Annotated in this window: 21 protein-coding genes; 7 read left to right on the forward strand and 14 right to left on the reverse strand. The window is 59.0% G+C overall.

All coding sequences use genetic code 11. The features are described from left to right. From VNL17_14830 to VNL17_14875, 10 genes are all read right to left on the reverse strand, one after another. A partial coding sequence (locus VNL17_14830) for a DNA recombination/repair protein RecA (GenBank protein ID HXI85354.1) occupies positions 1–458 on the reverse strand: 458 nt, incomplete at its 3' end. Positions 459–471: 13 nt separating this feature from the next. Beyond that, positions 472–1,047: an RNA 2',3'-cyclic phosphodiesterase gene (gene thpR / locus VNL17_14835; protein HXI85355.1), complete on the reverse strand. Its 576-nt coding sequence runs from the start codon at positions 1,045–1,047 to the stop codon at positions 472–474. After that, on the reverse strand, positions 1,044–2,267 hold the full coding sequence (locus VNL17_14840; GenBank protein HXI85356.1) for a competence/damage-inducible protein A: 1,224 nt from the start codon (positions 2,265–2,267) through the stop codon (positions 1,044–1,046). Before VNL17_14840 ends, thpR begins: the two co-directional genes overlap by 4 nt. 51 nt (positions 2,268–2,318) lie before the next feature. Continuing rightward, positions 2,319–4,655, reverse strand: a complete 2,337-nt coding sequence (locus tag VNL17_14845; protein HXI85357.1) for an AsmA-like C-terminal region-containing protein — start codon at positions 4,653–4,655, stop codon at positions 2,319–2,321. Between the two features lie 55 nt (positions 4,656–4,710). Next, on the reverse strand, positions 4,711–6,609 hold the full coding sequence (locus tag VNL17_14850) for a DUF4340 domain-containing protein (protein ID HXI85358.1): 1,899 nt from the start codon (positions 6,607–6,609) through the stop codon (positions 4,711–4,713). A gap of 47 nt (positions 6,610–6,656) precedes the next feature. After that, on the reverse strand, positions 6,657–8,171 hold the full coding sequence (locus VNL17_14855) for a GldG family protein (protein ID HXI85359.1): 1,515 nt from the start codon (positions 8,169–8,171) through the stop codon (positions 6,657–6,659). A 5-nt stretch (positions 8,172–8,176) separates the two neighbouring features. Next, positions 8,177–8,923 carry an ABC transporter permease subunit gene (locus tag VNL17_14860; protein ID HXI85360.1) on the reverse strand — a complete coding sequence of 249 codons (747 nt, stop codon included), beginning with the start codon at positions 8,921–8,923 and terminating at the stop codon, positions 8,177–8,179. Beyond that, positions 8,920–9,909, reverse strand: a complete 990-nt coding sequence (locus tag VNL17_14865; GenBank protein HXI85361.1) for an ATP-binding cassette domain-containing protein — start codon at positions 9,907–9,909, stop codon at positions 8,920–8,922. The genes VNL17_14860 and VNL17_14865 overlap by 4 nt, the downstream gene beginning before the upstream one ends. A 157-nt stretch (positions 9,910–10,066) precedes the next feature. Then, on the reverse strand, positions 10,067–10,699 hold the full coding sequence (locus VNL17_14870) for an NADPH-dependent FMN reductase (protein ID HXI85362.1): 633 nt from the start codon (positions 10,697–10,699) through the stop codon (positions 10,067–10,069). A 16-nt stretch (positions 10,700–10,715) separates the two neighbouring features. After that, positions 10,716–12,083 (reverse strand): trypsin-like peptidase domain-containing protein, encoded by a 1,368-nt coding sequence (locus VNL17_14875; protein ID HXI85363.1) that lies wholly within the window; start codon positions 12,081–12,083, stop codon positions 10,716–10,718. A gap of 41 nt (positions 12,084–12,124) precedes the next feature. Here VNL17_14875 and VNL17_14880 point away from each other — a divergent pair, with 41 nt between their 5' ends. Continuing rightward, positions 12,125–13,609 carry a DUF2851 family protein gene (locus VNL17_14880; protein HXI85364.1) on the forward strand — a complete coding sequence of 495 codons (1,485 nt, stop codon included), beginning with the start codon at positions 12,125–12,127 and terminating at the stop codon, positions 13,607–13,609. An 8-nt stretch (positions 13,610–13,617) separates the two neighbouring features. On the opposite strand, the gene VNL17_14885 is transcribed toward VNL17_14880, so the two are convergent. From VNL17_14885 to VNL17_14895, 3 genes are all read right to left on the reverse strand, one after another. Continuing rightward, the gene (locus VNL17_14885) at positions 13,618–14,454 is read right to left on the reverse strand and encodes a protein kinase (GenBank protein ID HXI85365.1); all 837 of its coding nucleotides are present in this window, start codon (positions 14,452–14,454) and stop codon (positions 13,618–13,620) included. Next, on the reverse strand, positions 14,454–15,437 hold the full coding sequence (locus VNL17_14890; protein ID HXI85366.1) for an FHA domain-containing protein: 984 nt from the start codon (positions 15,435–15,437) through the stop codon (positions 14,454–14,456). The genes VNL17_14885 and VNL17_14890 overlap by 1 nt, the downstream gene beginning before the upstream one ends. 62 nt (positions 15,438–15,499) lie before the next feature. After that, complete coding sequence (locus VNL17_14895) at positions 15,500–16,489, reverse strand: DMT family transporter (protein ID HXI85367.1); 990 nt, start codon at positions 16,487–16,489, stop codon at positions 15,500–15,502. 102 nt (positions 16,490–16,591) lie between these two features. Between VNL17_14895 and glgA the strand changes: the two genes are divergently transcribed. The 6 genes from glgA (at position 16,592) to VNL17_14925 (ending at position 24,951) form a co-directional block, all read left to right on the forward strand. After that, positions 16,592–18,127, forward strand: coding sequence for a glycogen synthase GlgA (gene glgA / locus VNL17_14900; protein HXI85368.1), 1,536 nt, complete (start codon positions 16,592–16,594; stop codon positions 18,125–18,127). A 449-nt stretch (positions 18,128–18,576) separates the two neighbouring features. Continuing rightward, entirely contained in the window at positions 18,577–21,198 is a 2,622-nt protein-coding gene (gene leuS, locus VNL17_14905; GenBank protein ID HXI85369.1) for a leucine--tRNA ligase, read from the forward strand. Positions 21,199–21,325: 127 nt separating this feature from the next. Then, positions 21,326–21,466, forward strand: a complete 141-nt coding sequence (locus tag VNL17_14910; GenBank protein HXI85370.1) for a hypothetical protein — start codon at positions 21,326–21,328, stop codon at positions 21,464–21,466. Next, entirely contained in the window at positions 21,466–21,957 is a 492-nt protein-coding gene (locus VNL17_14915; GenBank protein HXI85371.1) for a Minf_1886 family protein, read from the forward strand. Before VNL17_14910 ends, VNL17_14915 begins: the two co-directional genes overlap by 1 nt. A 14-nt stretch (positions 21,958–21,971) precedes the next feature. Next, positions 21,972–24,575 carry a pitrilysin family protein gene (locus VNL17_14920; GenBank protein HXI85372.1) on the forward strand — a complete coding sequence of 868 codons (2,604 nt, stop codon included), beginning with the start codon at positions 21,972–21,974 and terminating at the stop codon, positions 24,573–24,575. A 1-nt stretch (position 24,576) separates the two neighbouring features. After that, positions 24,577–24,951, forward strand: a complete 375-nt coding sequence (locus VNL17_14925; GenBank protein HXI85373.1) for a DUF1844 domain-containing protein — start codon at positions 24,577–24,579, stop codon at positions 24,949–24,951. On the opposite strand, the gene tatC is transcribed toward VNL17_14925, so the two are convergent. Further along, positions 24,948–25,784, reverse strand: a complete 837-nt coding sequence (gene tatC / locus VNL17_14930; protein ID HXI85374.1) for a twin-arginine translocase subunit TatC — start codon at positions 25,782–25,784, stop codon at positions 24,948–24,950. The genes VNL17_14925 and tatC overlap by 4 nt on opposite strands. Positions 25,785–25,787: the final 3 nt, after the last annotated feature.

The raw sequence follows: 25,787 nt of genomic DNA on the forward strand, positions 1-25,787 counted from the left end.
GCATTGCTGCGGATGAGCGTTTCGGCAATCGTCAGCGCTTCCTCGCCGCTGTCCGGCTGGCTGATCAACAAATCGTCGAGGTTCACGCCAATGCGCCTGGCGTAGGAGGGATCCACCGCATGCTCAGCGTCCACGAACGCCGCCAGGCCGCCTGCGCGCTGCGCACTGGCGATCACGCTAAGCATCAACGTCGTCTTGCCGCTGCTCTCGGGACCAAACACCTCGGTAATACGCCCGCGCGGGATACCGCCGACGCCGAGCGCCAAATCGAGCGCAAACGCGCCCGTGGGGATCACCGGAATGTCCACGTGCGACATCTCGTCGCCGAGGCGCATGATGGAGCCGCTGCCATATTGCTTTTCAATGGACGCGAGCGCTGCCTGCAAGTTCTTGTCCTTTAGCGCACCCGCCTTGGTGGCTGCGGATTCCTTTTCTTTGGTTTCAACTTTGGCCGACATCGTGAATCTCCTTTTAGTTGTGCGCTCCCAGAGCGTGTGACGAAAGCTTCGTATAAATCGAACCTTCGGGATGAAGTTGGCTCTCGAAGAGATGGATGGCTTCCACCCGCAACGTCCCGAAGGTTGTATCTTTAAGGGAATCGATGGCCCTTGTCAACGCAGCGTCCGGGCGCGGCGATCTAATTCGTCCAAGCGTCAAGTGGGCCGAAAATTCTTGGTGTTCGGGCACAAACCCCAACGGTTGCGTCACCGTCTGCACTGCCCGCGCCAGTGCTGGCAGCCTGTTCCCGTTGTCACTGCACCCAATCCAGACCACGCGTGGGCGCTTTTCATCAGGGAATGCTCCTGCGCCTCGCACCGATACGTCGAATGGCTGGTGTTCGGCTGCGACTGGTCGTAACGCGGACTTGAGCTTATCAACGACCACTTGCTCAACATCGCCAAGAAACTGCAATGTGAGATGGAGGTTCGCAACTTTCGTCCACGAAATCTTCACACCGAGATCCGTTCGTTTCAACCGTGCTTGCGCCTCCTCGATGGCGGCGCGCACGTCGTCGGGAATATCAACGGCGATAAAAGCGCGGATCATTTCTTGAGAAGCTCGCGGCGAACGACGTCAAGTGCGTATTGCGTGACGAAGAACTTGAAAGTTTCGCGGTCGAACGCCAGCAGATGACGCTGTACATCGGTGCGCTCGGGCGTCGCGAAGCCGATATAGACCAGACCTACAGGTTTTTCAGGCGTGCCACCCGTCGGCCCGGCGATTCCCGTCGTGCTGATGCCGAAGTTCGTGCGGCTGAGCGTCCGGATGCCCTCTGCCATTTCCCGTGCGACCTCCTCGCTTACTGCGCCATGCTCCGCGAGAGTCTTTTCCGATACACCGAGCAGGCGGGTCTTCGATTCATTTGAGTAGGTAACACAGCCATTGATGAAAACCTCGCTGGAGCCACTCACATTCGTGATGCGGTTGGCAATCGCACCACCCGTGCACGATTCAGCAGTGGCAATCGTCTGGTGAACTACCGTCAACATCTTCACTACGGTTTCTTCAAGCCTGGCGTCGCCGGTTCCGTAGATATTATCCGCCAGAGCCGTTCGTATTCGGCTCTCGGCCTCATCCGCGGTCGATTTGAGGTCGGAAATAATCCGCACCTCAACCTCGCCCATCTTGGCGCTATAACCCAGTTCAAGGTCCGGCAAATCGGACAAAACAGGCGCGACCTTCTCCTCAACGACTGACTCGGCAAGTCCGACGACCTTGAAAGTGCGGCAATCGAACCGCGCCTGCGCGCCAAAGTGTTTCTCCAGGACCGGTAAGACGTATTCCTCAAACATCGGCTTGAGTTCGCGTGGGGGACCGGGCAACAGCAAGACCAGTTTGCCCTCTTGGTCGATTGCCAGGCCGGGAGCGGTGCCATTACGATTCGGCAACACTTGCGCGCCGACGGGGACGAGGGCCTGCACGTAGATGGATTCCGGCAGGCGAATCCTTCGCGCGCGAATGCGTTCAGCAATGTGGGTCGCGACCGATTCATCGCGCACGAGTTTGCGGTCCAGCAGTTCCGCGACAACGTCGCGCGTGAAATCGTCGGACGTGGGACCGAGTCCACCGGTAATGATCAAGATATCGCTACGTCGCAATGCTTCCTCGACCGCCGCCCGCATCTCCGTGCGGTCATCGGCAACCGTGACCTGTCGGTCAAGTCGCAGGCCGATACTGGCGAGTTGGCGCGCGATATAACCAAGATGCGTGTTAACGGTGAAGCCGAGCAAAAGCTCGCTGCCGGTGTTGACAAGTTCCACCCTCACGCGAGCGAGCCTAGCCAAGCGATTGGGCAAAGTCAAATGACGCCGCGCGTCTCACCGGCTCGGCAGCAATTCTTTTGGCAGGTTGACCGGCCGATACTTCGGATCGCCGATCGTGCCGCCAACTTTGTATTCGAGGAGCTTGCCGATAAGTGGTGAAATCCACCCGATGCCGGGCCACGCGCGCAAAAACTGGGCCTCGACCCGAAAGTCCAGCTTGCCGTCGAAACCGAGCTGCCCCCGACTCTCGGCCGTGAAGGCGCCAGCGGCGATTTGCATGTCTTCCGTGCTCACGGCCTGATTGGTGATGGTGAACGAAGCCTGCGCGCGCGTCGCCTTGGTCTTGCCAAGGATCTCCGAGAAGATGCCAAACACCGGCGCCTGCCAGAGGATGCCATCCGTCACGTTGAGCTGCCCCGTCCCGCTCAAGCTGCTCAGATCGTTTCCACGTCCATCGATCGTCGCCTGGCCCGTCAGCAACCCGGTGACGGTACTCTCGCGGTCCTCCGTGGCTGTGAGTAGGCTGTGAACGTCCGCATGATCGACCGAGAACTCGAAGTTGTACGACGGGTCGGCATCCGAAAAGACGAAGCCAGCGCGGCCACGCAGTTTGCCGCCATAGAAATCCGCATCAAAATCGTTGATTTGCATCGTGTTGTTCGTGAACACGAGGGTTGCCTGCGCCCGGTCAGCGGTAAACTTCCAATACGAAAAGCCCTCGTTGAAAACGTGCGCCGCCCAGGTCGTGGCCTCAGGTTTATCGAAATCGATCACGCCACGCGCTTTCGCGTTGGTGCGCGATCCAAATCGGTAAGGGGCCATCGTTTTCACCGCCTTTTCCCCAAGCAACCCGGCGATCTCCGAGGGGTTTGCCCTGGCCGTGAGGTCGAAGTTGACGCGGTGGGCGTTGAAGTCTGCAAACAACATGCCGCGGACATCACCCTCCCGCCGCTCCAATTGCAAGTCCTCCACATCGAGCCGGCTTTCGCGGAGACGCAACCTCGCCGATGCGCTTTCGAGTCCGACACCACGGTAACTACAGCGGTGGGCATCAATTTGCGCGTCGTACGCCAACGCATCGGGATCAACAAAATCACCGCGAACCTTTGCGACGATGTGCGGAGGCGTCTCAAACCATGCCGGCTCGACAATCTGCCGGACATACTTGAACATCACGGGCAGGAGCTTGGTGGGGTCAATTGTGCTATCAAATTCGTAGGTGAAGTCGGTGCTTTCAAGATGATACTCGCCGTGTCCGGTTAAACGCCCCCCAGGCGTGACGACATCGACATCGTTAAACTTGACCTGCGGACCGCGGTCTTCAAAGCCAAATTTGATCGAACGAAATTCGATGCCCTGAAAGGTGAGCCCCCCCGTTTGCACGGTGCCCGTCAATTCGGGTAGGCTGCCCGTTTCCGGATTCAGCCGGTAACGCGCCAGAATTTTCGGGTTCTCCTGGACCCGCAGGTCGCGCAGAATCGGCCCGGCGTCCTTGATCACCAGCGGAACAATGGCCGCGGGGTCGGTCGTGCTGGACAACGCTACATCAAATTGTCCCATCGCGATGTCATAACGGCCGTGAATGTCGATTTCGCCGCCGTACAGCGAGGCTTCACAGTGGTGCAATTCAATCGCACCGTCAGTCATTTCGATATCGACGCCCGCGGAGTCAAGGTGGAGGTCGCGATACTGAAGCTGGCTGCCGCGCAGTTTCGCCACCACATGCCCGACGAGCGGTTGCGCCAAATCGAGGTCAAAATCCAAATCGAGCTGCGGGGGAAGTGTGACCTGAATCTGGTTCAACTCACGCACGGCCTTCGTGAAAAAGAGAAACTGCCCCCCCTTTGTGGAAATCTGCACGGTGGCCGGGGTCGTTGTTGTCGCGGAGGCCGAGCGGGGCTTAATACGCCCGGAGACGTTCAGGCGAATTCCGCAATAAACACCCGTAAGCCGATCCACGCGAATGGAGCCGTCGTCTTCGAATTTAAAAGTAGCGTACGCATCAGACGCCGTGAACTTGGCCGGGCCGTTCTCGTCCGGCGGCGTGGGAATGGCGATCACCGCGTTGGCAATATGGATCGCGCGGATAAAGGTCTGCTTGTGGAGGAGTCGCTTCAAGCTAAACTGCAATTCCAGCTCGTCGATTTGCGCGAGAGGTTGATCCGGCGTTTTCGCGTCCGCAAACGTCGCATCGGTGGCCACGACCCCGCGAAAGAGATCCAGACGGATCGAGGTGAACTGGGCGGCGTAGCCTGCCCGTTGCAACTCACTCAAAAGCATCTCCTTGAGAAAATCAGGGAACCCATAGAGGTGCAGGTAGCCAAGCGACAGCAGTGAGAATACCACCACCACCACCAGAAAGCGGACAAAAAGCCTGTACAGAAACTTCACGTCGGGTGATTCTTAAACGCACCGTCTCGGCCCGTCAACGTGTTTCCCCAAGACGTCAGGACCCAGCGGACTGTTTATCCAGCCCATTCGTCGACGCGGGCGCGTAGGCAGGCACTTTAATGATCTGACTAACAGGCGGAACAGCGCTCGACGGGAGCGCGTTCGTCGTTGCGGGCGCAGGCTGCGGATTGGGCTGCGTGACAATGTCTCGTGACAATGTATTCGCCCGACTCGTCCAGATTGTAAAAACCAGTGGTGGATCGCTCCAGAATGCGTACCGCCTCTCCACATCCAGCAGTTTACCAAGCGTGAGCGTGTATGTCTTGTCACCCAGGGTCGCGGCGACCGTCGCTTCGGGTTGGTCAAGCCCATACTCGGCCAGATTGTCGCGCCCTTCGCGCACAAACTCCTCCGCATACACGGACGCCAACTCATCGAGCAAGCGTTGCAGAGCATCGTTGTCGATCACTCCCTGGGCAGGCTCCATCAGTTTCCATTTCTTGTCAGCGTCACGTTGCAAAGTCACTTTTCCCGACTTCCTCTCAATCGTTAGCTTCGTAACCTGGTCCGATTTCAAATCGACCAGCGTGCGTGCGCGCAGCGCGAGATAGTTCGCTGGCAACCACCCGACGATGTTGGTGTCCACCCCATACACGAATGGCTCGTCAACCCGTTTCACGAAACGGACAGCGTTCGACGCATCCAGCGCACCGACCAACAGTTGCGCCAGCAAGTTTGTCCCCTCCCCGCGCAGAGTCACGGTCGCCAGCGGCGCCGCCAATCCGTATTTATCCAAATCGGTTGCCACGTCCGCCATAAATTGCCGGGCCTTCAAGCTGCCGAGCTGTCTGAGCAACTGCTGGACCGCGTTACCCTCTGCAGCCGCGACAGCCGGCGCCGTGATGCTCCATGTTGAATCGGTGCGCACGAGCGAAATCTTGTCCGTACCATGCAACACTTCGATCCCGTGCACGTCACTCTCCGGGAACTCGAGCACCTGCGCGTCGCGCAAATCATTGGCTTGGACCGCAAACTTCTGCACGCTGGCGGAGGGCACGGTATAAATCGAGTCGGTGCTCTTGAGTTTTGCATACACCTTGCCCGGGTCATTGGTCGAGGCGCGACCGATCTGCAACGTCTTGCCCGATTCACCTGTCCACACCGTGACCTCGCGTTCCGGCTCATCAAGCTGGTACGTGTGGATGTCCTTCGCATCTTCGCTGACAAAGTCAGTCACGCGCAGCCCGCTCAAATCGGAGAGTAGTTCGCTGACTTTGCGCGGGTCGGCGCGGGCGGCGAGTGGACGTGTCACCGCCCAACGCGGTTCTGCATTCGTGGTGGCTGCCGACTTCGCCAATTCGATCACGCGGTCGGGACTCTTGATCTCGATGCGCGTGGCGGAGGCGGGCTGGAAGTCAATGACGGTGCGGTCACGCAGGTCGTCCAAGGTGCGATCCAAACGCTCATAAATCGACTTCGGCAAAACGAGCACATCCTTCTTACCCTGCAACTGGGCATAGACCGCGTCCTTCGTTGGCGTCTCATTGCCGACGAGCAGGACCATGCTCCCCTTTTTGTTCCGTAATGTCAGGTGGACGCGCGGCAATTGCAGCCCAAAGTCTTTTCGAGTCAACCCTTTGAGTTCCTGCTCGGTAATTGAACGTTTGCGCTCGGCAAACTCCAGTTCGTCTAAGATCGAGCTGACCGTGCCATAGTTGGCGCGAACATCCAGTGGCTTTTTGATTTGCCATTGGTCACCCGATCTTTCGAGCGCGTAAACCTGGTTCGTCAACCCGATATCCAAGCCGATGATGTCCTTCGACTGGAAATCGAGGACGCGCTTGTTTCTGGCCTGCAACTCCTGGGTGGAAGTGCCCCAGTAGTAATCGAGGGCAACCAGCCCGCCGATCACCAGGGCGACAAGGACCAACACCAATGTCGTGCGCGATTTCATATCCAATTATTCGTTACTTCTGGAGCCGCAGAAACATCTGGAGGTCGTTATTTGCGGCGGCTTAACCAAACCACAATGCCAATAATCGCCACCATCAGCGGCAACCCGCCAACCACGAGCATATAAACGGCATGCTGCTGGCTCGGAGACATATCGAGACGAAATTCGTCGGGAACTTTCGGGCTGACGGCCATCAGTTGCTCGCGTTGGAGCAACCAGTTAACCGCGTTCATGAAAAAGTCGAGATTGCCGCCACCGAGACTGCTGTTGTCCACAAACCGCGATGTGCCGACGACCACCAGACGCGTAACGCCGATGTCCACATCTACGCCATGCGGCTTACTCGTCTCGACCGCCACCGCCAACGGAAGTGGCCCCGCAATGTCCGTTGCGGCGTCGAACACCGCATGTTCCGTATCGGGATCGGTCTCACCCCAATACGCGGGAGCCGCCTTGACCAATTCGGTAACCCGCGGCTGGTCCGGCGTCCCGCTTTCCGGCTGCGGCGCACGACGAATCGATCGCGCATACGGGAATTCTGTATTTGTGTCAGCAAGCTTGGCCGTAATCGGATGCGGAGCGTAATCGGCGGCCACGGCATTGACATCAAGCATCTGCGTGCCAAGCAACACCCCTGCCTGGCGCATTGCCAGGTCATCGTCTACCTGTACACCCCAACGCTTGAGAAACACCTCGAGACCCGTCTGGGTGTGAGCGTCGAGCATAATAATCAGGCGGCCTTTGCCTTTCAGGTACTGCTCCAACGCGTTCAATTCGGATGGCGCGAATGCCTTGCGTGGGCCGGCGATGACAATCGCGCCCGCATCCGTCGGCAACGCCTGGCTCTCCAGCAGATTCCATTTCTCCACGAGGATATTGTCGCGCTTGATGTAGCGTGAGAGTTCCGAATAGCCCTCGCGTTGGTCGAAATCCTCGGGATCACGCTCGCCATGACCCGTCAGGAAATACACCTTGGGCGACTCTTCCTCGGTCACGGTCTGGATCGCGGAAAGAAACAGGCCTTCCCCCCTGAACGCCTTGACGCGGCTTTCGCCCATTTCCTGGCTTTGGGCGCCGAGATCGACCATTTCATCGAGCCGCACGTATTTGTGATGCCCGCGGCTCGCGAAAATGATCACATCCGGAGAGTCAAGATTGTACTGCTTGACAAGTTGTTGCGCACGCGCCAGGTCGCGTTGCGGATCGACATATTCCACGTGCAGCTTCTCTTTACCGTAGAACTTAAATTCCTTCAGCAGGTTGTGGACATCATCGAGGGTCTTCGCGACATACTCGTGCTGGTGGTCGCCTGCGGGCGGTAAGAAAACAATCAGGTCGACGGGGTCTTTCAAACTCGCGAGTACCTGCTTGGTCTTTCCGGCCAATTGGTAGTAACCCGCTTTCGTCCAGTCAAAGCGCACGTAATGCCGAGACGCCAGCCAGTTGACCATGACCACGGCGGCCAGCAGCGCCCCAATCTGCACCAGGACGTTGGCGCCGACGACCACTCGCCGGTGGCGTAGCGTCGGGAGTTTGCCGCTTCGCGAGGCTTCGTTCGCCACGACCACTACCTCCACTTCCTGGATTCAACCACGCGGGTCGTTATGAACAACGCCAGCACCGTACCGCTCGCGTACAGCACCAGTGGCCGCAGATCCACCACGCCCCGTTGGAAGTCATTCATTTGCTCGAATGCCGACAGGAATTCGAAAATTTTACCGGCGGTCGTCCCGCGTGTGAAATAATACCCAAACCAGATCGCAATCAGGTACAAGAACAATAGGGCGAATGCGATCAGGAAGGCCGTCACTTGATTCCGGGTCATGGCGGACGTCATTAATCCAACCGCGATCAGGAACTGTCCGATCACCACGATCCCCAGATATCCGCTGAGGATCGGGCCGAGATCCAATGCGGTTTGTTCTCCCGAGAAATGGCGCAGGATCACCACGTACAAACCCGTCGCCGCCCACATCAACGTGTACAGCGCCACCGCACCCAACCACTTGGCCAGGACCACCTCGAAATCCGTCACGGGCGCGGTCATCAACATTTCGAGCGTGCCGGCGCGTTTCTCTTCCGCCAGCAAGCGCATCGTGATCGCCGGCACGAGAAACAACGACGGCAACCAGAACCAACTGAAAAAGCCCTCCATCACCGTCAGCTGCGTCGATCCCCGCGAGAGCAACTCACCGACAATGGAAACGAAGCTGACTCCCATCACCAGCAGAAAAAACATGATCACCACGTACCCCAGGACCGACGCAAAGTACGCGTTCAATTCCCGTCGCAACAAGGCCGGTACATTCCTCATCGCAGCACGCTCCTCCGCTGCTCGCGCCGCTCCTCTTCCGCCTCATCCTCTTCCCGCGTGATCTGGACGAAGATGTCCTCCAGCGTCGTCCGCGTCCGCGTCAGTTCGCGCAATGTCCATCCGTTGGTCGCCACGGTTTGATAAATCCTCTCGCGCGGATCGGTCCCCAACTTCGGCGTCAACGCCACGCGTACATAGCCGTCCTCGATGATCTTGGCATTGACCGATTCCACGTCTTCGAGAGCGCGCATCTTGGCCTGCACTTCCGAACCGGGACCGCGCACTTCCACCTGGATCAGCCCGCCCGCGTGCAGCGTTTTCATTAAATTGTCCGGCGTATCCGAAGCCAGGATGCGTCCATGGTGAATAATGATGACCCGATTGCAGGTCATCTCCACTTCCGGCAGGATGTGGGTCGAAAGCAAAATGGTGTGCCGCTTACCCAGGTCCTTGATGAGTTGCCGCACCTGGCGAATCTGCACGGGGTCGAGGCCAATCGTCGGTTCGTCAAGAATCAATAGGTCCGGCTCGGCCAACAGCGCGTCCGCCAAACCGACGCGTTGGCGATATCCTTTCGACAGTTGACCGATGATGCGGTGCGAGACATCCGTGAGGCCGCACATCTCCAGGACTTCCGGGATACGTTCCTTGCGTTCGGCGCGCGGCAGGCCCTTGAGCTTGGAGCGGAACTTCAGGTATTCACTCACACGCATGTCCACATAGAGTGGGTTGTTTTCCGGCATATACCCAACCCGCTCGCGCACTTCGAGAGAGTTCTCGAACACATCCAACCCCGCCACCTCGACGCGTCCTGATGAAGCGGGTATGAAGCCCGTTAAAATGCGCATCGTCGTGCTCTTGCCCGCACCGTTCGGACCGAGAAAGCCGACAATCTCCCCGCGTTGCACCTCGAAGGAAACGCCATTTAGCGCGGTTACGCCCGCGTAACGCTTCGTCAGATTCTCTACTTTGATCATCGGTTGCATAACACAGCCAGAGAGCGTTCCCGAAAACTTGCCACTTCCTCCTCTATCTGCTTAAACGGGAAAGCGCTGCAACTTCTAGCATATGGGCATAGACATTGGCAAGCGGTGGAATGTTCAAGACGGAGAAGTCGCTTCACACTGCCGGAATCATCCGGGATTATCGGTCGCCACCACCGGGATTCTCAGCTGCCGCTTCCCAAAACTGGAGAAACTCCCGCGCTTGTTCAGAATTGTGCAGGCTGGCGAACTTCGCCACCTGACGGCCCACGGCCTTCAATCGCCTCTCAATCGCCTCGTCTTTGCACTTGCCCTCGTCGTCAAAGACCTCGTCCGCGTTCGCGACCGCTGCCTGCTCGGGCACCACCCACGCGTGCAACGCACGCCCGACACTGCGCAACGCGCTCAGGGCGCCGAACGCACCCAGGTTGCCGCCCGAAACGCCGACCAGCCCGATCATCTTCCCTTCGAATTCGTCGAAGCCCATCAAGTCGAGCGCGTTCTTCAGTACACCACTGTAGCCTCCGTGATACTCCGGAGTACCAAGGAGGATCCCCTGAGCGTGTTTCACTTCGTCGCGCAAGCGCGTCACATCCTTTGGCAGGTTGTCACCATGGTCGCCGCCATCACAGAAGACGAGTTGATAATCGCGCAGGTCGATCAACTGCACCTCCGCGCCCGCTTCTTCCGCGCCGCCCAACGCCACCTTCAGCGCCATGCGTGTGTAGCTTTCTCTGCGCAAACTGCCACAGATTCCCGCGACACGAACCTTGCTTGTTACTTTGGCTGCCATTGCGCGCCTTCCTTTGTTACCGCGATTTCAGCGAGACGTTTGCCGTTTGCTGCAAAAGGATGCCGCCGCGACGTTCGACAATCACTACCGCCATGCTCACCATGTCCCCCGCTTTCACGTCCTCCAGTTGTTCGGCCACCCGATCCATCGATGCAACTCCCTCGCCGGCGACCTGTGTGATCACAATCCCACGGTGGAACTGCGCCGCCGCGGCGGGACTACCCGGCTGCACATCGGCTACGAGCAAGCCTTGAGTAAAGGGCATGCCCAGTCCCTGCGCCAGTTCGCGCGTGAGTGCCTGGACTTGCACGCCAAATTTCTTGAGCATTAAATCTCTCGCCGACAATACCGGGAGTGCCGTCAACTTTATGGTGAACGATTTCGCCGTCCCTTCCCGCTCGATATCGAATCTTACCACGTCACCGGCCTTCTTATGAATCAGCGAGCGCTGGAGGGGCAATACCTCCGTGACTTCCTTCCCATCGCAGGCCACCACCTTGTCCTTCGCTTGTACACCCGCTTGCGCCGCGGGACTGTTGGTCTGCACATCCGTCACCACGATCCTGCCGTCCTCCCGGCCAAACCGCGCCCCAAGCCAGAGCCGCGAACGTTTCTCGGGCGTAAACCACATCGCCAGAAGATGCGCAACGCGCCGCGCCGGTATGGCAAAGCCGATTCCCTGGGCTTGCGAGAGGATTGCCATGTTGATACCGACGAGTTGTCCACGCGCGTTGATGAGCGGTCCGCCCGAATTGCCGGGATTGATCGCGGCGTCGGTCTGCAATACGTCTTCAAACTGGGGGTTCTCGGGCGGCCAACTGCGATCTTTCGCGCTGATTACGCCCCTGGTTACCGTGTGGTCAAACCCGAATGGATTACCGATGGCCACTACCGTCTCGCCCAGCATCGTCTGGCTCTCGCCGGCGATCTCGACTGCCGTCAGCGCTCTCTTAGGTTGGATCCGCAGCAGCGCCAGGTCGTTCTTGTCGTCACCACTTACGTATTGGGCGTCGTAACGCGATCCATCCGCGAGGATCACGTTGATTTTCGTCGCGCGTTGCACGACATGCCAGTTGGTAATGATCCAACCGTCTTCGTCCACGATCACACCCGAACCAAGGCTCTGGACGCCCTGGACCTGCGGGCGGCGCGGTTGCCGAAAGAATTGTTGAAACAGTTCTTCGAAGGGATCGTTGAATTCCCGCTCGACGAGCCGCTCCGTGCTGATATTGACCACTGCTGGCAGCACCTTTTGCACCGCAAGAACCACCGGGTCGCGCACCGCTTCGAACGCCGTCTCATCAACCGGCGGCGCCGCATGCGCGCCGAGAACTGAAAACAGGCAGATCGCCAGCCATATAAAAAATCCAGTTCGCATTTTCATCACGCCGCAGTATATTGCACTATTATCCGGTGAGGCAAGCGATGGCATTGACACGCTACGGTGAGTTGCGCAACCGATTAATGCGCCAAAATTTTCCGAACGTCTTCGCGCCCGCCGTCCTGCGTGATGCCGACAGCAACTACGTCCCGATCCCCATCAGCGAACGGCTGGTGCAGTGCATCTGGTACGATCAGCGGCTGAAACTCGATGCGCTGCGGACAACCGACGGCCGGCCGGTGCGCATTGTTTTCCAGGGCTGGTGGAACCTCGAAGCCGGCCCCGACTTTCGTCATGCGACGGTCCAGATTGGCGACGAACCCGAGCGCACCGGCGATATTGAATTGCATCTGCGCGCCGAGGATTGGAACCATCACGGGCATGAACACGATGCGCATTTCAATGACGTGATCCTCCACGTTGTCCTCTGGGAAGCCGGCAGCCAGCACGTCCCGCGGACGCGTGCCGGCCAGATCATCCCGCAGATTGTCATCCAACATCAGTTGGACACCGCGCTGGAGCAACTCTACGACGAGATCGACCTCGATTCCTATCCGCACAACGCCGGTAATCATCACGGCCGGTGCGCGCAAGTGCTCCGTGCGTTGCCCATCGGTTCGCTCGCCGCGATGCTCGATGCCGCGGGAGATGAACGGTTCGCCGCCAAGATGCGGCGCTTCACGCGCTGGATTCATCGCGTCGGCCCCGAACAGGCTTTCTATGAAGGCTGGATGGAAGCGCTCGGCTACAAGGCGAACAAGGTGGCATTCCGCACCCTGGCGCAACGTGCGCCGCTGGCGGAGTTGAACGGCCAGCGCTCGCAACTCGCCCCGGTTCTCTTTGGCCTCGCCAACTTCCTCCCAACCGGCGTGCCGCAGTCGCGTGATTCGGCGGGGGCGCGGTATGTGAGGCGACTCTGGAACGCGTGGTGGAAAGTTCGCCCCGATTTCGAGGAGCGAATTCTCCCCGTCGAAATCTGGCGATTCAGCGGCGCGCGGCCGGCAAACCATCCGCACCGACGCCTCGGCGCGGCGGTTGCCCTGCTGAAGAAGCATCCGCGCTTCATGGAGAAAGTTATCGGCGCGATCCAAAGCGGTGGCGATCCGTCGCGGTTGTTTTCAGAAATCCGCGACGATTATTGGAGCCATCACTTCACGTTGGGCAGCAAGACCCAGTCACGGGCAAGTGAATTGATCGGTGAGAGCCGCGCGCGGGAGATCATCGCCAACATCGTGCTGCCATTCGTAGCCGCCTACGCGGAGAATGACGGTGATCGCAAACTTTTTGAGACCGCGAGAGCACTTTATACGAGGCTGCCCGCCGCGCCGTCGAATAGCATCATCCGCCTCGCAAGCGGTCAGCTGTTCGAACAGCCTTCATCCGCCCGCCGTTACATCAAGACCACCCGCCAGCAGCAGGGCTTGATGCAAATCTTCCAGGATTTCTGTCTCAACGATAAATCCGCCTGCCGCCAATGCCAGTTCCCCGACCTCGTCCGCCACTGGGTCGCACCGCAACCTGGGCCGTAGCCGCGGCCTCAACGTGGATGGCGTACGTGCCACCACAACCAGACTGCAACCACAGTCAGGGCAAGCGCAAGCAGCCAGATCGCGGCAGTCGTCACCGGGCCAACGTGTTTCGGTCGGATCTGTGCGATGGTCGATCGAACGACCTTGGCGGGTGGAAAGAGTTTGCGGTCGAGCGCCTCGGCGGCAGAAGCGACTTCGGCCGGCGACGCAAATTGCTTCTGGCCCTCCGCACTCAACATGCTCTCGACGAATTCACTGATGGATTTGCTTACGGGGGCGATGTCATTGGCCAGGGTGGCGATCATCACCGCGAGACTCAACACGTCCTCGCGGGGCGACTGGCTGGGTTGCATTTCGATGGGTTCGACGTTGATCAGCTTGACGGTACCGTCGGCATTCGTCAGCACGTTCTTGTCCTGCGGAGGTTGGTGGGGAATGAGGCGTTGCCAAAGGAAATCCAGCGCACGCGCCACTCCAATGATCGCCAACAACAGGCGATGTTCGTCCACCCCGCCATCCCTGCGCAGGAACTGTGGCAGTGGTGGTCCGTCCATGTATTCCATCGCGCAGAAATAGATGCCCTCCGCCTGCCCGGCTTCGTATACGGTCACCAGGTGCGGGTGAACCAGTGCCGCGTCAGTGCGCGACTCCTCGAGAAAGTGGTTGGTCTTGCCGGGCATGGCAGCCAGCTCGGGCAAAAGGATGCGGATCGCGACCGTACGACTGGTTGATGTCTGGATCGCGCGATACACTTTCCCCCAGCGGCTGATGCCGATCTGATCCTGGACCTCGTACGCGCGAAGCGTCCGGCCGATGAGCGGATCTGCCGCGGGCGTTGGCTCCATCACAGCGCACCTCCCAAAATCGGGAGGGGAGCCAGCGGACGCAAGGACGGCGGCGCAGCGGCAATGTCCTGCATTTGTTTGCGAAAATACGTGCGCACAACAAAACCGACGAATTCCCGTGGCGCACCGGGAAAACGGACGGTGAATGACTTGGTTGAGAAATTCTCCCACTGCGGAATTGGCAACCAGATCGGTTCGCGCCAGATGACGCTCGATCCCGTGCCACCCAGGGCGGCGAACTGGACGCAGATCGCCACCGCGGCCGTGTTCAGTTCGCGCTCGCCAACCTGCGCTTTGGCTTGAATGGTGATGTTCACCGCGCCGCCACTTTCGCTACGATCCACGCGCGCGATCCGTATCATGCGGTTCCACACGGCTGGCTCGGCCACAGGTGGCGCCAACGCGACCGCTGCCGCCGGTGGGCGCGGCTCATTCGATGCCGGCGGATTGGTGGCCATTGACCCGGCGGACGCAACCACTGACTGATCTGTATGCGTGACCAGGGCGGTTTCCAGCTTCACTTTCCTCGGCCGCTCCCCGGAGAACATCGAACTGAGCAATGCGACCTGGCCCCCGATCACCAGCAGGACAATGGCAATCGCGAGGGCCTGCAGCGGGTCCACGGCATGGCGCGGTTGTTTGTTGCCGGTGCCGTGGACAATTTCAAAGCGAATGCGCGCCCCACCGACCTCCAGTTCATCGCCAGAAGCCAGCCGGCTTTCCCGGACCGGCTTGCCGTTGATGCATACGCCGCCGACGCTGTCGAGATCGTGGAGGTAGTAACCGTCCGTGTGGCGTTCGATGGCGGCGTGCCGCCCGCTCACGCCGGCTTCCACGAGTTGAACGTTGCAGGCGGCGTCGCGACCGATGACGAGCGACGGCAGTTCAACGACCACCGGTTCTCTCGGCGTGGCTCGATTTTGAAACACCAAACGGTACATGACGTTGCCCCCGATGATACCACAGCCTGGCGGCGCGCCCACGGTTTTTCAACGAAGGTCTGCGGGCACCGGAAGTGCGCCGCTTCGCGCAAAGAACAAACACTTTACCGATCATATTGCACGAGAACATTGGCCAGCGTGATCAGCGCGCCGCCGATGAACAGGTTCCCCGTCACCGATTCGTTCGCGTAGGCAAACCCGCCAAGATGCGCCAGCAGCGCCGGCGCGAACAATGCGTAAAGACTCGCGAACACCGGCTCGGCGCAATAGATCAAACCCGCATGCGTCGGTTGCAGATGCGGTTGCCACACGTTCATCAGCGTGTAGGCCACCAGCGTGGAGGCTCCCAGCAGTATGAGCAACATGACGGACATACCGGGCGAAAGATAAACGCGCCACCAGGCACTGTTTGCGGGCGCTTGCCAAATGGCCACTGGCAAAAGAATGACGGCCATCGACGCAAACATCGCCACCGTCGCGCGTACCTTGTCAGCGGATGCGAATTGACGATGATCGAGCCACAGGATGTCGCCTGTGAACAAAGCCGCGGCCAACAACGTCAGCCATTCACCGCGCCCGAGCCGCCAATCGTTCCACCGCAGACCGCACAGCACCCCCATGCCGATGATTACCAGGGCGCAACAAAGGAGCAGCAGCGATGATGGCCGGCGGCGCTGCCAGAGCACGACCCACAGCGGCAGCAGCAACACATAGAATTGTGTAAGGAATGCCGACGTGGACGCGAGCGTTTGGCTCAGCGCCGCCATTTGCAACAGTGTGCCGGTTCCCGCGAAGAACCCGAGCCCCACGCCAAGTTTCAGGTCAAGCCGTGTGAATCCCCGCATGCGCTGCCCGCAGATCAGCGCCAGCACGAGGGCCGCGACCGCAAAGCGCACCGTCGAGGTTTGCGCCGTGATGAACCACACGTTCGCACCAGGCAGCAAGTGCTCTTGCAGCAGGACGAGTCCTTTCATCAGCGGAAAACTCATCCCCCAGCAGACCGTCGCCAGCAAGAGCATCCATACGGCCCGTAATCGTTTGCGCTCCTCCACGTGCAGAAGGCTAGCGGAAATAGGCTCGGCGCGGCAACTCATTCATCGTCTCCTCGAGCCGGACCAGCCGAATGCTTGCGGGCTCTTGCATGCCCTGTTACACTTTCGCCCCGCATGCCCCCTGTAACCAAAGCCAGAACGCCAGTGTCGCGCCGAGAACCCGCGGGGCGGAATCCGCGCCCAACGAACGGTGAGCACGACGAGGGATTGAAGATCCTCTTCGTCTCGTCGGAGTGCGTGCCGTTTGCGAAAGTCGGCGGCCTCGCCGATGTGGTCGGCGGCTTGTCGAAGGCGTTGCGAGATCTGGGCCACGATGTGCGCATCGTCCTCCCGCTCTATTCGCTCATCGACCGCGCTCAGTTCGGCATCAAGTTCGTCGGCCCCGCCTGTGTTCACATGGGCGCCAGCGTGGAGCATTGGATCGGATTGTACACAGCGCTCTTGGACGGGGAAGTCCCGGTGTGGTTCGTCGAATTCGACGCCTACTTCGGGCGGCCGGGCATTTACGACGGGCCGACGGGCCATTATATGGACAACGCGTTTCGCTACGCGCTGTTGTCGAAGGCGGCCCTGCAGATTTGCAAGGATCAGAATTTCATCCCGCACATCATCCATGCTCATGACTGGCCGACCGCGACCGCGCCGGTGTTTCTGAAAACATGGGACCGGGTCCTCTCGCCGCTGTCGAACACCGCCAGCGTGCTGACGATCCACAATATCGGCTACCAGGGCGTCTACAATGCGAACGTCATGCCGTATCTCGGTCTCGGCGCGGAACATTTCACACCCGATAAATTTGAGGACCACGGCAAGGCCAACCTCCTCAAAGCGGGCGTCGCATTCGCGGATGCGCTGACGACCGTCTCGCCGACACACGCCAAGGAAATCGTCGAGCCGGTGGGCGGCATGGGGCTCGCGATGTTCCTGAACAATCGCCGCGACGATCTCTTCGGCATCCTCAACGGCGTGGATTATTCGCAGTGGAATCCTGCGACCGACAAATACATTTCCGCACACTTCACGGCGAAAGACCTCCGCGGCAAGGCGGTCTGCAAAGCCGCGCTCCAAAATCATTTTCACCTTGAAGAACGCGCCGATGTCCCGCTGTTCGGTATCGTCAGCCGCTTCGTCCATCAGAAAGGATTCACTCTCCTGCGGGAGGCGCTGCCCGCTGCCCTCGACAACATGGTCATGCAGTGCGTCGTCCTCGGCAACGGCGATATGGATACCGAAAACTTCTTTCGCTATCTGGCCGGCGCGTACCCCGGTCGCGTCGGCGCGCACATTGGGTTCTCCCCCGAACTCAGCCATCTCATCGAGGCGGGCTGTGATTTCTTCCTCATGCCCTCGTTGTACGAACCTTGCGGTCTCAACCAAATCTACTCCCTCAAGTACGGCACCCTCCCCGTCGTCCGCGCCACGGGTGGCCTCGACGACACCGTCCAGAATTATGACGAAGCGACCGGCAACGGTACGGGCTTCAAATTCTGGGAGCCCGCCGGCCGCGCGCTCTACTACTGCATCGGCTGGGCCGTCGCTACCTGGTTCGACCGCCCCCAACACATCCTCCAACTGCGCCAACAAGCCATGGCGCAGAACTTCGATTGGGCAGTCTCGGCGCAGCATTACGTTGAAGTGTATCAACACGCCCTCCGGAAGAAACTGGCCACGCCAGCGTAAGCGGGATGTTCCAGTCTGCGGTGCCTCGATCAGCCGATATCGCTTCATATTTTGAGCCCAAAATGCCGCTTGCCCGCCGATTTTACCGTCCAAAAAGCCCTCCCGGTGGGTTCGTTTTCCAAAACGAACCCACCGTTTTTTGCTTGTCTTAATATGTGCAACTGCCTGTGGCCCAGCTAGATAAATGCAATTTCGCGGGCTGAATTCGGTGGGTTCGTTTCGCAGAAACACGTATATGGCCCCTTGTCCGGTCTTGGTAGCGTCCTCGCGAAGCAGACTCGCGCCATCTTGTCGCACCGAAACGATTCGCCAGGTTTTCAAAATAGCGGGCCTACCATACTCAATCCCCAACATCGTGTCCAGCAAAAATTATCGGTTTACGATACTCGAATACCCAACCTCCCCGCGCTTGCGTAGCCATACTCCAGCCGGTATAGTCTCCTCGCTTTATGCCGGAACTCCGCAAGAAATATCCGTTCGACAAGATCGAGCCGAAGTGGCAGCGCTATTGGGCGGAACACAAAACGTTCGCCGCGCGCGAAGATTCTGCCAAGAAAAAGCTCTACGTGCTCGACATGTTCCCCTACCCCAGTGGCGCGGGCCTGCACGTCGGCCATCCCGAAGGTTATACCGCCACCGACATTTACAGCCGCTTCCAGCGCATGCGCGGCTGCAACGTGCTGCATCCGATGGGCTGGGACGCGTTCGGCCTCCCCGCCGAGCAATACGCCATCGACACCGGCACGCATCCGTCGATCACCACCCGCAAGAACATCGACAATTTCCGCCGCCAGATCCAAATGCTCGGCCTCAGTTACGACTGGGACCGCGAAGTCGATACCACCGACCCGAGCTATTACAAATGGACCCAGTGGATTTTTCTGCAACTTTTCAATAGCTACGATGACCCTGAACTCGGGAAAGCGATGCCCATTTCGTTACTACAAGACGCGCTCTCCGAAAATCCAAAGCGTCAGTCTGAATGGAAAGACAACCCATTCCTTACCGGTACACGTGAAGGATTTCTCGGACGTCCACGGCACGAACACGAGAATTTACGTCGTACCTTTATCCGCATGATGCGTCTTGCACACGAGGCTGAAGTGCCGGTCTGGTGGTGCGAAGGCTGTAAGGCTGTGCTTGCCAACGAAGAGGTCAACGCAGACGGCACATGCGACCGCAAAGGTCACAAGAATGTGTACCGCCGCCCACTCCGTCAGTGGATTCTCCGCATCACGAAATACGCCGAGCGGCTGTTAAAGGACTTGGAGTTGGTCGACTGGCCCGAGTCGATCAAGGAACAACAGCGGAACTGGATCGGCCGGAGCGAGGGTGCCGAGGTTGATTTCAAAACCGAAGCCGGGGATGTGCTCCGCATTTTCACAACACGGCCCGACACACTCTTTGGCGCAACCTACATGGTGCTCGCGCCGGAGCATTCCCTCGTCGAAAAAGTCACCACGTCGCAACAGCGTGCCGCCGTTGACGCCTACCGCACCGCCGCGGCGAAGAAGAGCGAGTTGGAGCGAACGCAATTAGAGAAGGACAAGACCGGCGTGTTCACCGGTGGTTACGCCGTCAATCCAGTCAATAACGAGAAGATTCCGATTTGGGTAGCCGACTACGTGATGATGGGCTACGGCACCGGCGCGATCATGGCCGTCCCCGCGCACGATACACGCGACTTCGAGTTCGCGAAGGAATTCGGCTTGGAAATCCGTACCGTCGTTCAACCGCCCGCCGGGATAGATCCTCAAGGATTCACAGGCGACGGCACATCCGTCAACAGCGGCGTCCTTACTGGTCTTCCGACACCGGAAGCCAAGAAGAAGATCACCGGCTGGCTCGAAGAGAATAAGCTCGGCAAAGCGACTGTCCAGTACAAGCTCCGCGACTGGCTTTTCTCGCGTCAACGTTACTGGGGCGAGCCGATCCCGATTGTGCATTGCCCGGAACATGGCGCGGTGGCGGTGCCGGAGAGCGAATTGCCATTGCGGTTGCCGGAGATGAAGGACTACACTCCGGCCGGCGATGCCGAGCCGCCGTTGGCCAAGGCGACGGATTGGGTGAATACGAAATGCCCGCTGTGCGACGGCCCGGCGAAGCGCGAGACGAATACGATGCCGCAGTGGGCGGGCTCGTGTTGGTACTACCTGCGCTACATCGATCCTCGCAACGACCAGGCCTTCGTCGCGAAGGACAAGGAACAATACTGGATGCCCGTCGATCTCTACATCGGCGGCGCGGAACACGCCGTGTTGCACCTGCTCTACTCGCGGTTCTGGCACAAGGTGCTCTACGATCTCGGCCACGTCTCAACCCCCGAGCCGTTCATGAGGCTCGTGAACCAGGGCATGATCCTCGGCGAGGACAACCAAAAGATGTCGAAGTCGCGCGGCGGGAGCAATGTGATCAATCCCGACGACGTGGTGCGCGACTATGGCGCGGACGCGTTTCGCATGTATGAGATGTTCATGGGCCCGCTGGAAGCGGCCAAGCCCTGGAACACGCAGGGGCTCGAAGGCGTCTATCGCTTCCTCGGCCGCGTCTGGCGTTTGTATTGCGCCGAAGAAGGCAAACTCATCCTGGACGACACCGAGCCATCAGCAGCGCTTCTCAAAGCCCTGCATCAAACCATCAAGAAGGTCGGCGAGGACACGGAAGCGCTCGCCTTCAATACCGCAGTTTCCCAGATGATGATCTTCGTGAACGAAGTCACGGCGCAAGAGGAGCGTCCGCGCAAGTTGCTCGAACCATTCATCCTCGTCCTCGCGCCCTACGCGCCGCATTTGGCGGAAGAACTCTGGGAGAAACTCGGCCACAAGCAAACACTCGCCTATGAGCCGTGGCCCGCGTTCGATGAAGCGCTCCTCAAAGAGAATACCGTCACCGTTATCCTACAGGTCAACGGCAAGGTCCGTGACCGGATGGACGTGCCCGCCCAGATTTCGCGAGAGGAACTGGAAAAACTCGCGCTCGCGAACGGACGCGTGCAGGAGCACCTCGCGGGCAAGCAGATTAAGAAAATCATTGTTGTTCCCGGTAAGTTGGTTAACATCGCCGCGTCCTGAGCCGTCGCGTGGTTTCACGTATCAGGACCGGTGCAGCAACATGGCCTTCGAGGCCAATGCCAGATTCTAGTTGAGACGCGGCCAAACTCGGCTATATTCTGAACAGGAGTACGTGAGTGAGGTCACTATGTTCAAGTTGACGAGACAGGAGCAACAGATCGTGGCGTTCTTCGTGTCGGCGCTCCTCTTGGGAACGGCGGTAAGGGAATGGCGCGTGCGGCATCCGAAGGCTGCCAGCGTCGCAACATCGGAAACGAGGGGCCGCTAATGCAAAAACAGAATCTGCCCGAAGCCGTTGACGAAATCGTGCGCACCGACGGGCGTTACGACCGCGACGCCTACTACTTCGTGCGCGAAGGCCTCGATTTCACCATCAAAATGCTCAAGAAGAATTCCCGCGGCGTCGACCGACACGTTAGCGGACGCGAATTACTGGACGGCTTGCGGCATTGCGCGATCGATCAATTTGGCCCGATGGCAAAGACGGTCCTGAATTACTGGAACGTGAAACGTTGCGAGGATTTCGGCGAGATCGTCTTTCGCATGGTGGACAAAGGCATCCTCGGCAAGACCGAGCAGGACACCCGCGAAGATTTCAAAGGCGGTTACGATTTCGACGAGGCCTTCGTCAAACCTTACCAGCCGCCGCCGGGCACGCGCAGCCGCCGACCTGCCAAGAGCCAGGATGTTCCCGAACGCTATCACAGCGTGCCGAGCCGGGCCGCCGACGCAAAGAAATTGAGCGGCGGTTCGAACTAGGTGTCTGAAACGGCATGCGATCCAACTTCCGCCGCGGCCTTGCGGTCGCGCTCACCTTCATCGCAGGAATTTCCATGACCCACGCGCAAACGCCCCAATCCCCGCCGGTCCACAAGGTCGTCTTCGATAATGGCCTGACCCTTCTCGTTCGCGAGGACCACAGCGCGCCCGTGGTGAGCGCGCAGGCCTGGGTGCGCGCCGGCAGTATCACCGAAGGTCCCTGGATGGGCGCCGGCCTTTCGCATGTCCTGGAACACATGCTTTTCAAGGGCACAGCCACGCGCGGCGTATCGCAGATTGCCCAGGAGATCGAGCGCAAGGGCGGTTACATGAACGCCTACACCTCTTTCGAGCAGACCGTTTTCTACATCAATATTCCCTCGGAGAACTGGCAGACCGCTGTGGACATCCTCGCCGACTGCATGCAGCACGCTTCCATACCCGAGGCCGAATTGCTGAAGGAAAAACGCGTCATACTTCGCGAGATGGCGATGAATAATGACGACCCCCCGCGGCGCGCCAACCGGACGCTCTGGGCGACGGCGTTCACGACCCACCCGTACCGTTTCCCTGTCATCGGCTATCCCGACATTTACAATCGCCTCACCCGCGACGACGTGGTTGCGTACTACAAGGAACACTACGTACCCAACAATATCGTGTTTGTCGTCGTCGGCGACGTGGATGCGGCAAAGGTCGAGCAAGAGTTGCGCGACCAAACGAAGGACGCCAACATGGGCGCGGTCGCCCCGGCGTTCGTCCCGCCCGAGCCTCCACAGCTCAGCTTGCGCGAGCGCCACGAAGAAATGCCGACGCAACTTTCGCAGATCCATCTGGCCTGGCACATTCCCGCAGTCTCGCACCCCGACGTCTACCCGCTCGACGTGCTGTCCATTGTTCTTGGGGAGGGCAACAGCTCGCGCTTGTACCGCGAACTTCGTCAAAAGCGCGGTTTGGTGCATGGAATTGGCGCCGGGAGCTACACGCCCGGCTATCCGGGAATTTTCGTCATTGAAGCCAGCACCGATCCCGACAAGCGGGAAGCGGCAATTGCAGCCATTCGCGAGCAGGTGAAGCGTCTCGCCGAACAGCCCGTTACCGAGGAGGAATTGCACAAGGCGATCAAGATCAGCACGAGCAATTACCTCGGTCGGCTCAAGACGATGCAAGGCCAGGCCTCGGACATCGCGCAAAATGAATTCCTCGTCGGTGACCCGAACTTTTCGGATGTGTACCTGGAGAACCTGCGCAAGGTTACTCGTGACGATTTGCGGCGCGTGATCCAGACATACTTCGCGGACAATAATCTCACGATCACCTCGCTCAATCCGCCCGGCACGCTCCCCACGGCGACGACAACGACGACCGCCAGGGCCGAGATCGCGATCAAGAAGTTCGACTTTCCGAACGGGATTCGTTTGCTCGTGCGCGAAGATCCGAAACTGCCTCTCGTGGATGTCCACGCCATTTTCAAGGGCGGCGTCATCGCGGAGACTGCCGATGACAATGGTTTGACGAAGCTGACCGCACGCATGCTGCTGAAAGGGACGAAGATGCGCACCGCAGAGCAGATTGCGGAGACGATGGAGTCTGTCGGCGGCGGTATCAGCCATTTTTCGGGTAACAATAGTTTCGGCGTTGCGGCACAGTCATTGAGCGAGGATTTCGACCGCACTCTGGATCTGGTTGCCGATGTCCTCCAGAACCCGACGTTCCCTGAGGACATGCTGACGCGCGAGCGCGCGGTGCAACTCTCAGAGTTCAAGGCCGAGCAGGACCAGATTCTGCGCAAGGGACAACAGGCTCTGCGCGAGGCGATGTTTAGCCAACATCCCTATCGTCTGAACCAACTGGGCCTCTCCAACGTGGTCGCGAAGCTCACCCGCAACGATCTCGCCGATTTTCAACGCCAGTTCGTCGTGCCAAATAACCTCGTGCTCACCGTGTTTGGCAATGTGAATGCTGAAGATGTGCGTAAAAAGGTCGAGGCAAAGTTTGGCGCCATGAAGTCGACGAAACTGGAATTCCCGCGGACGAGCCCGGAGGCGATTGCTGCTGACGTGCGCAAGGCGGTGAACGTTCCCAAGGAACAGGCCGTGCTGCTCATCGGCTACAGCGGCGCGGATTTGTTCAGCAAGGATCGTTTTACCCTGGAAGTGCTCAGCGAAGCCTACTCGGGCCTGGCGTCCAAACTCTTCCATCGTCTCCGCGATGAATTGGGCCTGTGCTACTACGTGGGGGCGTCCCAACTATTGGGACTCGACCCTGGTTATTTTGCCTTCTATGTTGGGACGACGCCGCAGAATGTCGGCACATGCGAAAAAGAGATCTTTGGCGAACTGGAGAAGCTCGAAGCGAACGGGTTGACTGATGAAGAGTTGACCCGTGCAAAAAGCGGCATCATCGGACAGCGCCGCATCCATATGCAGGACAATTCGGAGTTGAGCCTGATGGTGGGCGCCGATGAGTTGTGCGGGCTTGGGTATGATTTCTTCAAGACGATGGATGAAAAATATCAGGCGGTGACTGCGGATGATGTCAAGCGCGTGGCGAACCAGTACTTTGCCAAAAAGGCGCATGCTGTCATCGTGGTGACGCCGGCGGAGGGAAAGAAATAATATGGCTGAGGTTCAACGAGACACGCAGGGTTCAACCGAAAACACGCTCCGTTTCCTCGACATGGTCGGCCTGTTCGGCACACAGGCGATGATCGCGCTCGGCAAACTCGCCAACCCCGCCACGGGAAAGGCCGAAAAGAACCTGCCCGCCGCGCGACTTTTCATCGACACGCTTGAGATGCTCGAGAGCAAAACGAAGGGCAACCTCAACTCCGACGAAACGAAAGTACTCCACGCCACGCTCACCGACTTGCGACTGATGTTCGTCGAAGAATCCAAGTCACCCCCGACACCTGAGACGCCTTCCGAGCCGGCAAAGCCGGCGGAAAGCGCAGCCGACGATCCGAAGGTCAAGTTTCGCAAGACCTATGACTAGGCTTTCGACGGGCGTTTATTTCGTCGCCGCTCGACGAGCCACGCCAGCCAAATGGTAACTTCGCAGATCACGATAAGCGGCACTGACATCATGATCATGGAAAGCGGATCGGGCGGCGCGAGGATGGCCGCGATAATGACGGCTCCCACAATCATGATTTTACGTCCGCCGGCCACTGTTCTGGCGCTGAGGACGCCAAGTCGCACCATCATCAAAATCACCAGCGGCACTTCAAAGGTGATACCCACCGACAGCATGAAGTTCGTCACGAAGCCGACATAGTCGACGGCAGTCCATTGGCGCTTCATGTCCAACCAGTCGGTGTACTTGAGAAACACCCTCAATGTTTGCGGGATCATTACATAATAGCAAATGGCCGCGCCGGCCAGGAAGAGTAATGTCCCAAAAATGAAGGTGGGCATAAGTAGCGCCCGTTCCTTCTTCTTCAGTGCGGGGAGAATGAAGTCCGCCAGGAAATAGCAGATGGCCGGCGAGGCCAGCACCAGCCCGCCATAAAACGACAACTTCATCCAGAGGAAAAAGGCGTCGCTGACCCTCAGACTGACGAGCTGCCCTTCCGGCCCGGGCACAATTCGTCGCCACGGTTCTTCGAGGAATATCAGAATGCGATTGGCAAACACCAGGCAGACATTGAAGCCGACGAAGAGCGCGACACCAATTTTGATGATCGTACTGCGGAGGTCGTCCAAATGCGCGAGAAACGACTTGCTCTCACTTTCCACATCTTCGGACACGATTTGGAGTTCCTGGCTCGAATCTTGGTTCTGTTGCTTGGCCAGCCAACCGGTCAATATCGCAAGCCATCTAAGCAAGCT

The organism is Verrucomicrobiia bacterium, assembly GCA_035577545.1.
Taxonomy (GTDB): domain Bacteria; phylum Verrucomicrobiota; class Verrucomicrobiia; order Palsa-1439; family Palsa-1439; genus Palsa-1439.